Source organism: Sphingobacterium sp. SGG-5, from assembly GCF_011043525.1.
Taxonomy (GTDB): domain Bacteria; phylum Bacteroidota; class Bacteroidia; order Sphingobacteriales; family Sphingobacteriaceae; genus Sphingobacterium.
Genome location: NZ_JAAKGO010000002.1, coordinates 59414 through 73076, shown reverse-complemented (window position 1 = coordinate 73076; position 13663 = coordinate 59414). Strand labels below are relative to the sequence as shown.

The 13663-nt window shown below is 42.0% G+C and carries 8 protein-coding genes; 6 read left to right on the top strand and 2 right to left on the bottom strand.

Annotation, left to right across the window (positions count from 1 at the left end):
• Positions 1-21: 21 nt before the first annotated feature.
• Entirely contained in the window at positions 22-1692 is a 1671-nt protein-coding gene (locus tag G5B30_RS02645) for a glutamine--tRNA ligase/YqeY domain fusion protein (RefSeq protein WP_165318421.1), read from the bottom strand.
• A 43-nt stretch (positions 1693-1735) separates the two neighbouring features.
• Here G5B30_RS02645 and G5B30_RS02640 point away from each other — a divergent pair, with 43 nt between their 5' ends.
• Entirely contained in the window at positions 1736-3010 is a 1275-nt protein-coding gene (locus G5B30_RS02640) for an FAD-dependent oxidoreductase (RefSeq protein WP_165318420.1), read from the top strand.
• A gap of 21 nt (positions 3011-3031) precedes the next feature.
• On the opposite strand, the gene G5B30_RS02635 is transcribed toward G5B30_RS02640, so the two are convergent.
• Positions 3032-4261 carry an ROK family protein gene (locus G5B30_RS02635; RefSeq protein ID WP_165318419.1) on the bottom strand — a complete coding sequence of 410 codons (1230 nt, stop codon included), beginning with the start codon at positions 4259-4261 and terminating at the stop codon, positions 3032-3034.
• A 187-nt stretch (positions 4262-4448) separates the two neighbouring features.
• Here G5B30_RS02635 and G5B30_RS02630 point away from each other — a divergent pair, with 187 nt between their 5' ends.
• The 5 genes from G5B30_RS02630 to G5B30_RS02610 all read left to right on the top strand — a co-directional run bounded on the left by G5B30_RS02630 (position 4449) and on the right by G5B30_RS02610 (position 13645).
• On the top strand, positions 4449-5741 hold the full coding sequence (locus G5B30_RS02630; protein WP_317164309.1) for an MFS transporter: 1293 nt from the start codon (positions 4449-4451) through the stop codon (positions 5739-5741).
• A 339-nt stretch (positions 5742-6080) separates the two neighbouring features.
• The gene (locus G5B30_RS02625) at positions 6081-6860 is read left to right on the top strand and encodes a phosphodiester glycosidase family protein (RefSeq protein WP_165318418.1); all 780 of its coding nucleotides are present in this window, start codon (positions 6081-6083) and stop codon (positions 6858-6860) included.
• 4 nt (positions 6861-6864) lie between these two features.
• A complete protein-coding gene (locus tag G5B30_RS02620) occupies positions 6865-8715 on the top strand; it encodes an FAD-dependent oxidoreductase (protein WP_165318417.1) in 1851 nt (616 codons plus the stop codon).
• 27 nt (positions 8716-8742) lie between these two features.
• The gene (locus G5B30_RS02615) at positions 8743-11940 is read left to right on the top strand and encodes a SusC/RagA family TonB-linked outer membrane protein (RefSeq protein WP_165318416.1); all 3198 of its coding nucleotides are present in this window, start codon (positions 8743-8745) and stop codon (positions 11938-11940) included.
• 13 nt (positions 11941-11953) lie between these two features.
• Positions 11954-13645, top strand: coding sequence for a RagB/SusD family nutrient uptake outer membrane protein (locus tag G5B30_RS02610; RefSeq protein WP_165318415.1), 1692 nt, complete (start codon positions 11954-11956; stop codon positions 13643-13645).
• Positions 13646-13663 lie beyond the last annotated feature (18 nt).

The following is a 13663-nucleotide window of genomic DNA, read 5'->3' as shown; positions in this document are numbered from 1 at the left end:
GGCTGAAGCCTCCATTTTTTGTTATCCCTTCTTTATTTCCTTCGCCCAGCTGTCTTTAAGCGTCACAGTCCGGTTGAATACCAACTGATCGGTTGCGGAGCGAGTATCTAAGGTAAAATAGCCTAAGCGAATAAACTGATAGCCTTTTCTCGCCTCTGCATTTGCCAGATCGGGTTCGATATAAGCTTTCTTAATGATCTGTAAGCTATTTGGGTTGATGGAAGCTTTAAAATCTTCTTCCGCTGCGGGGTCTTCGACCTGAAACAGCCTGTCGTACAACCGAACTTCCGCTTCTTTAGCATGAGGAACGGAAACCCAATGTATGGTTCCTTTCACTTTTAGTCCAGATGTATCTTCACCTGATTTAGAGTTAGGTGCGTACGTACAGTATATTTCAGTCACTTTGCCGCTTTCGTCCTTTTTGAAATCATGACATTCAACGATATAGCCGTGTTTCAGCCGGGCCGAAAGCCCAGGGCCAAGTCGGAAAAACTTCTTCGGCGGCTCTTCCATAAAGTCATCACGCTCAATCCATAGTTCACGCGAAAATGGAATCGTTCTTGACCCTTCCCCGCCTTCCACTTCCGGATTGTTTTCGCCTTCAAGCTGTTCGACCTGTCCTTCGGGATAGTTCGTGATAATGAGTTTGATCGGATCGAGAACCGCCATACGGCGCCAGGCTGTTTTGTTGAGATCTTCACGCACAAAAAACTCCAACAGGCTAATATCGATCATGTTTTCCCGTTTCTGGATACCGATACGCTCACAAAAATTACGGATACTGCTCGGTGTGTACCCACGACGGCGCATTCCAGATATGGTAGGCATACGCGGGTCATCCCAGCTTTCCACGTATTTTTCATTGACCAGTTGTAGCAATTTGCGCTTGCTCATAACGGTATAGGTCATGTTCAAACGGGCAAATTCGTATTGTTTGGAAGGGAAGATATCCAGCTTCTCAATCAGCCAATCGTACAAAGGACGGTGTGGTATAAATTCCAGCGTACAGATAGAGTGTGTAATGTTCTCGATGGAGTCAGACTGTCCATGGGCAAAGTCATACATCGGATAAATACACCATTTATCTCCGGTACGGTGGTGGTGGGCATGTTTGATACGATACAGTAGGGGGTCCCGCAGATGCATATTTGGGTTGGCCAAATCTATTTTTGCCCGTAACACCTTTTCCCCATCTTGGTATTTACCGTTCCGCATTTCTTCAAATAATCGAAGGTTTTCTTCCACAGATCGGCTACGGTAAGGTGTGGGTGTGCCCGGCTCTGTCGGCGTGCCTTTAGCTGCTGCAATTTCTTCAGCTGTGCTATCATCTACATAGGCCAAACCCTTTTTTATCAGGTCAACCGCATATTGATATAACGTTTCGAAATAGTCAGACGTATAGAGCTCCTCGGCCCATTGAAAGCCGAGCCATTGGATGTCTTTTTTGATGCTGTCGACATACTCCACATCTTCCGTGACAGGGTTGGTGTCGTCGAAGCGTAGATTGGTTTTCCCGTTGTACTTTTGGGCCAGACCAAAATTCAGGCAAATGGATTTGGCGTGACCGATGTGAAGGTAACCATTTGGCTCAGGAGGGAAACGGGTCAGTACACGGCCATCGTGTGTCCCTTTTCGAATATCTTCCTCGACAATCTCTTCAATAAAATTCAATGACTTTTCTTCCGCTATCATGTGACAAATTTAGGTAATAAAGTGGGATTACGTATATTCGAATATGAAATCCACAAAAATGTATAAAATAGTTTCCCTCCTCCTCCTGCTTTTTGGCAAATTGTCTTTGTGTGCTAAAGAGGTGAAGCCTGCTTTGCTTGTGTACGGATCCAATATTGAAGCTTTCACGGCAGCGATCCAAAGTGCACGGTCGAATGTGCCTACGTTGTGGATTATGGGTACACATAGACTCGTGGAGGAACTGACATTGAGGCCATTGAAAATAACAGCAAACCAAGGACTGGATGGCGGTATCTGGATGGATCTGTTGATGGCTTCCGCATTGAATGACGGTGTGAGTGATTCTTTGGCACAGGCCGTCAAGAAGGGTGTCAACCCTACGCTTATGCTCCATGCTATGGAAAGAATGATGGGTAAGGAAAAGCAGCTTACCGTCCTACGAAACGAAAGGGTGGCCTCATTGGAGCGTAATAAACACGATTGGGCCGTGGTATTGGAAAATGGTAAGAAATATGATGTACGGGCAATCGTGGATGCGTCGCCCGACGGTGAATTGGCAAATGAGGTAGTAAAAAGCCAAGTCTCTTTGGGGACGGTGACTTTGAGGAAGGCTTCGGTATTGACGCCGAAGGAAGTTCGAACGACTGTTGCCGTAGGCGAGTATCGAGATTCCTGCTATACGTTATTGGTCAAAGATATCCTTTCGCAGAATTTTCAAGAATTATTCTTTACAAAATCGCTCATGCCGGCTACCGATACGGAAAGCATCCCTCTACGTGCACATATCGGACAGGCCGTAGGTGCCTTGGTAGCGTACTGCGCGTTTTTTAAGACGACAGCCGATAAGGTCGATGTGCGTAAATTGCAGACGGAATTAATGGGTTTTGGTGCGCGATTATTGCCTTGGAAAGACGTCTCGGTAAAAGATCCAAACTATGCAGTGATCCAAAATGGCTATCTGGCTACTATTTTGGAAGGAAAGGAAGGTAACCAACTATTCGATAGAAAGGACAGTGTTGCAGTGGATAGTGTTAAATCTATCTTCAATCAGTTGTATTCCCGGAGCCAGTTGTGGTTCCTCGACAACACGGCCGACTACTTTACCCTGAAGGATCTGTTATCGTTTGTTAAGTTCGTGTCCTTTCGAGGGAACGAAGTTGATGAGCAGGTGCAGAAGGATTGGGAAAAAAGACTGAAGTTCGAGGGGGAGTATGACTTAGCGCGCACTGTCACCCGTTATGAATTTCTGGTGCTTGTCGATAAATATGCTAATCCTTGTGCGAAAGCGGTCACGGTAGGGGGTGATATTATACGATAATCAATAGTGGAGGACGGTTGTTCATTCCGTTATCGCCAGCAATCTGTCCCGTAATAATAGGCAGGCACCTATCGGCGAGAACTTTTCACCATGTGTAGAGACAACGATTTTAGTGTCTTTATTGACGATAGATAACGAATATTTATTGATGGCATTTTTGAGCGGTAAACTTAAGTATTCCTCCGATTTGGCCAGTACGCCCCCGATAATAATAAGTTCCGGGTTGAAAATATTGATCAGTGCTGCCAGACCTCGGCCTAATTTTTCCCCTATTTCGTTGATGGCCTCGATGGACAAGGTGTCATCTTTCTTCGCTGCATGGATAATGTCATTTAGACGGATATCTTCGATGTTGCTGAATTTTTTTGTCAGAATACTTGTCGCCCCATTTTGGATCTCTTCTATTATTCTTTTGCGCAACGCATGGCCTGAAGCCTCTGTTTCCAGACAACCTTTTTTACCGCATTTGCAGATAATATCGTTGTCAAAGATCGGAATGTGACCGAACTCCCCTGAGAACCCTGACTTTCCATAGTAAAGTTGTCCGTTGACCATTATTCCCAAGCCGATACCGTTGTCGACGTTAATAAATAACGCATCCCTTTCATTTGTCACGATCCCGCTTGAAAATTCGCCATAGGAAAGCGCTTTGGTGTCATTTTCGAGAAAGGTATGGATACCCAGCTCCTGTTCGAAGAAATTGGATAGCGGATCTTCGTAAAAGTTAAAATAACTATACGAATATCCCGTTCGGTAGTTTATCCGGCCGGATAAATTGATGCCGACGCCTAAAATCTTTTCTTTTTTAATATGCAGTTTCGAAATGAAGTCTGTTATTTCCTTGCAGATGTCATGTAGGGACTGTTCACTGTTTTCCAGTTGAAAAGGAATTTCATCCTTACTGGCGACGAGCTCTTTTTTCATGTTGATCATCGCTATGGAAATATAGTCATGACTCACTTGTACGCCGATGAAAAAAGCAGAGTTGGCTTCCAAGCCATAGTTGTTCGGCTTCCTTCCCACGCTCGACGTCTGCTTCCCATAGTCCTTAACCAGCTTCTCTTCAATCAATTCGTTGATCGATTCGTTGATCTTAGGGATGCTGACATTAAATGCCTTGCTTAATTCAGCAATGGTGCCCAATTCATGAGCGGCAAAATAAGCCAATATCTGTTTTTTTAGCTTGATATTTTTAAACGCGACACCACTGATGTTAGCGTTGTGCAAATCGGTAAGGAAGTTTGAACTCATTTTGTTTAAAAACTTTATTTAATAAAGCGGGTAAATATAATAAAAAAGTTATTAATGCTGTTTTAACGCATTTATGTGTTTTTAAGAAAGATAATTATTAAATATTTTTAATAATAAGTTGGTGTTGTTGATTTTTTTTAATAAAATTGAATGATTTTTATAAACGGCAAATCTTTAGCACATATCCGTGAAACAAAATAACGTAAAAACTATTCATCCTATTTATTGGATTCCGACGACTTGGTTTGCCATGGGCTTGCCTTTTGTGGCCTTGTCTGGGGCGAGTTCAATTATGTACAAAAACTTAGGTGTATCGGATACACAAATTGCCTTCTGGACATCACTGATAATGCTCCCATGGACATTAAAGCCTCTTTGGGGACCTTTTTTGGAAATGTACAAAACCAAGAAATTTTTCGTATTTATTACACAAATATTTACAGGGTTATTGTTCGGATTAGTTGGTCTGACATTACAGTTGGATTATTTCTTCAGTTTTTCTATAGCGGTACTGACCATTATTGCCATTAGTGGGGCTACTCACGATACAGCCGCAGATGGTGTGTATCTTAATGAGTTAAATGCAAAGCTACAAGCGAAATATGTAGGTTGGCAAGGGGCTTTTTACAATATCGCGAAGGTGTTTTCAGGGGGTGCGTTGGTTTATTTGGCCGGACAGTTGGAGGAAGAAATAGGAATACGGAATGCCTGGATGGTTGTTATGTTTGTTTATGGGTTCATCATGCTCGTATTGGGTCTTTACAATATGCGCGCTTTGCCCTCCACGCAAGATGAGGCAAAAGCGAACACGTTGAAAGAAGGGTTTGATACCTTGAAAGATGTAATTGTCACTTTTTTTCAGAAGAAAAATATATGGTACAGTCTGTGTTTCATCGTGCTTTACCGTTTTGCGGAAGGCCAGGCCATCAAGATTATACCCTTGTTTTTTAAAGCATCAAGAGCCGAGGGAGGTTTGGGATTGAGCACTTCGGAGATTGGGTTGTTATATGGTGTGTTTGGATCGATAGCCTTTGTTTTAGGTTCTATCTTGGCTGGATATTATGTATCTAATAGGGGTCTTACCCGAAGGACCCTCCTTATCCTTTGTGCCATCTTCAATCTCCCTTTTGCCGCTTATGCATTTTTGGCAATAGCGATGCCTATGGACCTCTATACTATTGGGGCGGCTATAGTGACAGAATATTTTGGATATGGGTTTGGCTTCGTCGGACTTATTTTGTTTATGATGCAAAATATTGCACCAGGCCCTTATAAAATGGCGCATTATGCGTTTGGCAGTGGTTTGATGAATCTGGGTTTTATGATTCCATCAATGATTAGCGGATTATTGAGCGATTATTTAGGTTACAAGGAATTCTTTATCTGGGTATTAATTGCTACTATCCCAGCGTTTGTGGTCACATGGTTGGTTCCGCTAAGAAAATCTGAGGAAGTTGAAGGGGATTCTGCGGTAGATTAAAGGATAGCTTTACCCTTTGTTTATTAATAAATAATAAAACTGCAATTGTATTTTTAATTTATTTTAAAAATAACTTGTTTGTTTGGAATATTATTTCTTATTTAGTGTTTGAAAACACCATTTAATCTCGTTATGATAAAATATCAAATAATATTTTTATTTATACTTTTTCTGTCAGGATGCAAATCTGACGTTACCAAGGAAGTACCTCCTCTTAATTCAGAAGAGAGAAAGGAAATAACATTTCCTCAGCATTGGATTAAACAATCTACATTCGACGGGAGTAAAGGGTTAACGCTGTATAGAAGTAATACTTTGATCGGTACAAAAAAGACAAACATGTACGCTTTAGTGTTTGATCCTGTTAATGTCGAGTTTAAACCTGTAATCTCCTCAACAGCAAAAAAAGTATCACAATTTTTTAATGATGAGAGTGGAGATGTCTATGCGGTTACAAACGGAGGGTACTTCGGTGTCGGGGTTTCTTATAGTTTGGTAAGGTGGAACGGAGAAACATCGGCCGATAATATTCGTGCTTTAAATAGAAACTACCAAGGAGTGCCGACAACATATTATCCAACTCGGGCAGCTTTTGGTTTAGATATACAGAATAAACCAAGTGTCGAATGGGTGTATACGGTAAATCAAGCCGGAGGTCCGCTGTATAGTTATCCGCAACCCAGTCCAAACGTGGAAGGAAGTGAGCCCCAGCCTATTCCTTCTTCTTCTTTTCCATCCGGAGGATCAGTTTGGGAAGTAAAAAGTGCTATAGGAGGATCTCCTGTATTAGTAAAAAACGGCTTAGTTAAAATAACAGATGCAGAAGAGTTGATTTCAGTCGACAATACGTCTTCCCGAGCAAGAACAGCTATTGGTTATTTGGAAAATGATTTAGTTGTGCTGTTAGTTGCTGAAGGGGGAAATACATCTGAAAGCATCCCTGGTCTTACCTTACAAGATGTGGCTGTGCAAATGAAAGATATGGGATGCGTTAGTGTAATTAATCTGGACGGTGGTGGTTCGTCGGCTATGGTTGTTAAAAATAATCATACCATAAAACCTTCAGATGTAGTGGGAGAGCGGGCTGTAATTAGTGCACTGGTTATTAAAAAGAAATAGAATAATGCGAAATTTTTATATAATAGTTTTCTTTTTTGTGTGGGTGCCATTATCTGCTCAGATCAAGACAGATATTATTATTGTTGGGGGAGGGGCCAGCGGGACAATGGCGGCTATTCAAGCTGCACGTTTAGGTATAGAGGCTGTTGTCATTGAAGAAACTCCCTGGTTAGGAGGTATGTTAACCTCTGCGGGAGTTTCGGCTATCGATGGTAACCATAGGTTGCCTTCTGGCTTATGGGGTGAGTTCCGTCAACATCTATATAGTTATTATGGAGGCCCGACGGCTGTGGAAACAGGTTGGGTAAGTAACACCTTGTTCGAACCTTCGGTAGGTAATAACATTCTCCAAAAAATGGTCAAAGACGAGAACAACGTCCAGGTATTGTTCGAAGCATCATGGAAAAATATAAGAAGGGCAGATGGAGGATGGTTGATTGATGTGCAATCCAAATCAAAAGGGAAATTGACCATCCAAGGAAAAGTATTGATTGATGCGACGGAATTGGGTGATGTCATGGCTTCTTTGCATGTGCCTTACTATTTGGGCATGGACAGTAGATCTTTGACTAAAGAATCTTTTGCTTTAGAGGAAGCGAATGACATTGTGCAGGACCTAACCTATGTTGTCACGCTTAAGGATTTTGGCAAAGGAGCTGATAAAACAATAAAGAAACCGAAAAACTACGTCAAAGAAGAGTTTGCAGGCTGTTGCGATGTATCTGATCCAGCGACATTCAACAAGGATAACAATGACTGTTTCAAAATGTTGACCTATGGTAGGTTGCCGAACAATAAGTTCATGATTAACTGGCCAAAAAAAGGCAATGATATTTATCTCAATGTTATTGAAAATACTCCAGCTGAGCGAGCGAAGCTATTGGAAGAGGCGAAGCAGATGACATTACGTTTTGTCTATTACATTCAGTCCGAGCTCGGGTTTAAAAATCTGGGCATAGATTATAACGAATATCCGACCAAGGATGGTTTCCCCATGATACCTTATCATCGTGAATCGCGTCGTTTAAAGGCCAAATCATTGTTTGCGTTACAACATATCATGACGCCTTTTGATACGCCTGAAGCTTACTATCGGACGGGAGTAGTGGTCGGAGATTATACCATAGATCATCATCACTATAAATACGGTAATGCGCCAGAGATTGATTTTGTCAAAATCCGTGTACCTTCTTATAATGTCCCGATGGGTTCACTGATACCTAAAGATTACGAGGGGTTAATTGTCGCTGAAAAAAGTATCGGCGTAACGAATATTGTCAACGGAGCTACCCGTCTACAACCTGTGGTATTGGGAATCGGCCAAGCAGCAGGTGTTATTGCTGCATTGGCTGTCAAGCAAGATGTAGAGCCGTCAAGGGTTTCTATTCGCGATGTACAATCTACCTTATTGGATCAAAAGGCTTATATCATGCCATACATTGATGTTGCTCCTACGGATCCACATTTCAAAATCTTGCAAAAAATCGGAGCGACGGGCATATTAAAAGGTGTAGGTATTCCTTACAAATGGGCAAACCAAACCTGGTTTTACCCGGAATACGAAATCAGTGAATACGAGTTGTTAGATGGGCTTAGAAATTATTTCCCTAGTTTAAAAGATAATTGGACGGCTTCAGGTGAGCCGTTGACTGTGAAGAGCTATCAAGATATTGTGAAAGCTATCGATAAAGAAATATCCATTGCCGCAGTGAAGGAGATATTGTTTCAACGAGGATGTAGCTTGCCGATAGATGTTCATACTAAGTTGAACCGTCGATGGACTTCGGTCTTATTGGATGCTCATCTCGGCTTGTTTGAAAGGCATATAGATTTTAATGGAAATATTATAAAATGATAAATGTTAATTTTTAAACCCCTAATTATGATAAACTTAAACTTTAAGTGGTCTTATCTTTTTAAGACAGGTTGTTTGTTTCTCATGCTTATGCAGGCTTTCAAGACCGATGCTCAAGTTCAAGTGAGCGGTATCGTTTTGGGTCAAGAAAGTGTTCCTATTTCTGGAGCGACTATCAAGCATAACGAGACGACAAAAGCAGTATTAACCGATGCAAACGGAACTTTTAGACTGGAAGTAGAAAAGTATCCCGTGCAGATTGAGGTAACATATATCGGTTACCAACCAAAGTCTGTAACAGTTACCGATGCTACTCCAGTCACTATTCAAATGATGAGTGAAATGTCGGAGATCGATGAAGTTGTTGTGGTAGCATATGGTACACAAAAGAGAAGAAATGTCGTCGGTTCAGTTGCGCAGATAGGTGGTGAAGAGCTTAGTAAGGCACCTGCTATGAATATTACCAATGCGTTAGCTGGCCGTATCCCCGGTTTGACAGCATTGCAACAATCCGGTCGTCCGGGAGCTGATGACGCTACACTGAGAATCCGAGGTATTTCAACATATGGCAACAGTGCTCCACTCATTATTGTTGATGGGGTAGAGCGCTCATCGTTTAGTTATTTGGATCCATCTGAATTTGAATCCATCACAGTGTTGAAAGATGCAATATCTACTGCGCCATATGGTGTGCGAGGATCCAACGGTATTATTATGATTACAACTAAGAAAGGGAAACGAGGGACACCAAGATTTTCATACAACGGTGCCTTAAGTATTGGGCAAAACACACGTTTTCCAGAGTTTTTGAATGGTCCGGACTACATGGAATGGTATAACAAAGGTGTAGAGGTCGACAACGATTATCTGACCAATAACGGAGCGAGTGCCTTTCCAATTTTATATGATCCGGCATTAATCGAAGCTGTGCGCAACGGAACCAATACAAATCCTCTATTTGGAGATACGGATTGGGTGGGTCTGTTAGCAGGAAGAAATAGTAAGTCCCAAAACCACAGCTTGACGGTAAACGGTGGTACAGAACACTTGAATTATTTCAGCTCTATTTCTCATATGAATCAAGACGGTGTTGTGGAGAACACAAATTTTAAACGGTATAATATACGCTCCAATGTAGAAGCAAAGATCAATGAATATATCACGGCCGGAATCAATATCGGTTTACGTCAAGAGCTAACCAATACGCCCGGTATATCTCCAGATAATACAGCTTATATGAATCCTTTCTATCAAGCTGTTCGTATGTTGCCTAATATGCCAATGTATGCGGAGAATGGACTACCAGTGAGCTATAATTCAAATGCGGGCTTTGTTAATCCAATTGCTTCCGTTCAGAATTCAGGATACCAAAAGACCATTAGGAATGTACTGGAAGGGACGGCGAATATCAACGTTAGAGTTCCCGGTGTCCCAGGTTTGGAGGCAAGAGTAATAACCTCATTCGATTGGGCAGGAAGGTCTACTAAGGGGTGGTTGACACCTTATGAAACAATGGGTAGAGCACGTGAACAAATATCGGGAGATTTTGTTCATCTTTATACCGCTCCAGGAATTACCAAAAATACGCTTAGACAGAGTTACTCCAGTAAACAGCGTAAAACTTTCCAACCTGCCATTTCCTATAACAGAACATTTGCAGAAGCCCACACGGTTGGCTTATTAGCGGTATACGATTATTCGAGATCAGAAGGAAATATTTTCTCTACGGGCGCTAGTAACTTCCCGATAACACTGATTCAAGACATTGATTATGGGAGCTCTGAAAAAGACGATTTTATTGCTCCGACGGGAAGTACTGATACCCCTGAATCAAAAGCAGGCTATGTATTTCGGGGTACCTATGGATATAAAGACCGGTATTTGTTAGAGGTCGCATCCCGTTGGGATGCATCCGTATGGTTTGCTCCTGAAAATCGTTGGAAAATGTTTCCTAGTGTAGGCTTGGGATGGATTGTGAGTGATGAGGAATTCTTTCAAGAACGGTTCTCTTTTGTAGATTTTTTTAAAGTGAAGGGGTCGTATGGAAAGACAGGGAATGATAGAAGTGTACCAGCTTTTTCTTACCTCTCTACGTTCGAGCAGAATGATGATCCTGTTGTTGTTATAGATGGAGCTCCTGTCAAGGCTATTTACACATCTAAATTCCCCAATCCAGATTTGAAATGGGAAACCACATTGACTCAAAGTATAGGTTTTGAATCTACTTTCTTGGACGGAAAGATTGGATTTGATTTTGAGTGGTATTATAAGCATACAAAAGATATCTTAGGGGACGTTGGTCAACTGTATCCCGGATCAATCGGTGGATACTACCCGGCCCGAGTGAATATTGGGGAAGCAGATAACAGAGGTTTTGATGCGCAACTACGCTATAACCAGAATTTTGGTGACTTCCAAATGCGACTAACAGGAAATATTAACTGGGCGAAAAACCGTTATTTAAAACTGAATGAGGGAGATAATATTCCGTCGTGGCAAAGCCTGATCGGTCAACCTATAGGTACAAAAACCGGTTTCGTTGTCGATGGTATGGTACAAAGCTGGGAAGAAGCAAGGAATACACCGTCTCCTTCGGCAGGTATTGTGGCTCCGGGTTTTTTCAAATATCGTGATTTGAATGGCGATGGAAAGATTACACGAAGCGACGATATGACTTATATTGGACGTCCGAATTTCCCAGAACTGATGTATGGATTGAATATTGATTTAGGATATAAGGGGTTTGACTTCTCCGCTTTATTACAAGGTGCAGGTTTGTCCAGTGTGAATTTAGCCGGTACATATGAGGGATCTAGCAACACCGAGGGGGTAGATGATAACACACCATTTACACGGACGTTTTATGGTTATGGCAATTCACCCTATTTCTTAGTAGAGAATGCCTGGAGGCCAGATAACCCGGATGCGGAATTCCCTCGTTTGACATCATATAAAGCTGGGTTGTCGCCGCACAATGCACATAAGAATTCCGGTTGGGAACGTAAAGGTGATTATTTGCGATTGAAAGCAGTACAAATAGGTTATACTTTGCCAAAAAAATGGACAAGCGGAGCGAAGTTGCAACAGGTTAGATTATACGCTACAGGGTCAAATTTATTCACATTGGATTATTTGAAGTACTTAGATCCCGAGATGCCGAATGTAAATAACGGTTTCTATCCACAGCAACGGATTTATGCGTTTGGTGTTAATGTTACATTCTAAAAAGCTTGAAACGATGAAAAAAATAAAACAAATAAAAGGCTTGCTAATAGGGGCAATAGCCATGACTAGTGTTACTTTCTTTCAATCCTGCGAAATCGACATACCTTTGCAAGATCGATATACTGAAGAAGCGATATGGAGTGATCCTACTACGGCAGAGCTGTATGTAAATGGCTTGTATGCAGAATTTAAAAAATTTCAATTTGGCTTATTTCCGAATTTAGGGTATGACAATGCTACCGATGCTTTATCGGATATCATGAAGTATACTTCAACAACGGCTGGCAATGGAACGGTCAATATTCTTGTGTCTGGTGCCAATCAATTTAGTGCAGGAAGTGTAGGACTTAATTATTGGGATTCTGGATATGAACGTATTCGCCGGGTCAACGAGTTTTTGTACGGAGTAAAAAATAAGTCCGTATTGAGTGATGAGCAAAAGTTGAAATATGAAGCAGAAGCGCGTTTTGTAAGGGGGTATGCTTATTTTTGGTTGGTTCGTATACACGGGAGTGTGATCCTCTTCGATAATATCGAGCAGTATGAGAGCAAAGACAACCCCCGTTCAAGTGAGGACGATTGCTGGAATTTTATCGCGGCCGACTTTGCGTTTGCCGCTGAACATTTGGATAAGACCAATTTACCAGGACGGGCCACCAAGGGGGCTGCATATGGGATGTTGGCTCGTGCGTGGATCTATGCGGCGTCAATAGCTGAAAACGATCGTAAGCAATTCAATTCCGATCCCCTGACTGGTATTCCACAGGAGAAAGCACTAGCTTATTATACGAATGCAATGAATGCAGCGAATGAAGTTGTCGCGCTGGCGAATGAAGGACTTTATGCGTTAGATCCTAACTTTGCTTCTATTTTTACCAATAAGAATACTAAAGAGGCTATTTTTAGAGTGGACTTCTCGGCTCCACAAATTACGCATCAATATGATTTGGGTTTTGCTCCTCCAGGAGATGCGCCTGGGAATGCTTTAGTCTATGGCGTTCCAACTGCCGAGTTGGTTGACGAATTTGAAATGGCTGATGGAACGCAGTTCTCTTGGTCCAATCCAGCACATAGCGCGAATCCTTATGCGGATAGAGAACCTAGGTTTTATGCGACAGTATTGTATCATGGTGCGGAATGGAAAGGACGTACGTTAAATCTTATGGAATCAAGCTCTGAAGGGTTTATTCAGTACGGATCTATGGGTGATCCGAAGCGTACAGTCTCGGGTTATTACGCAAAGAAGATGTTGGATCCGCAAAATACAAATTTTGTAGTCAACAAAAGTACGCAAAGCTGGATTGAACTGCGATACGCTGAAGTATTGTTGATATTAGCGGAAGCGCAAGCTGGAACTAATCAATTGGATGATGCGGTCGGGACCATCAATCAGTTGCGTGGTGAACGGGGGCTGCCTGATGTGTATGCAAATACGAAGCAAGACGTCATGGCATTAGTCGAACACGAACGTAAGGTAGAATTGGCTTTTGAAGGACATCGGTTCTGGGACCTTCGAAGATGGCGTAAAGCTCATATCGTGTTGAATGATGTTCGCTTCACAGGGCATAAATATAATGGAACAGAGTATGAAGTTGTCTCCGTAGATAATGTGGACCGTGGTTTCACAGGAGCATTGTATTATTTGCCTATTCCAGAGGCTGAAGATCAACGGAATGATGCATTGGATCAAATCAAGGGATGGTAATACCTAAAATGAATAGAT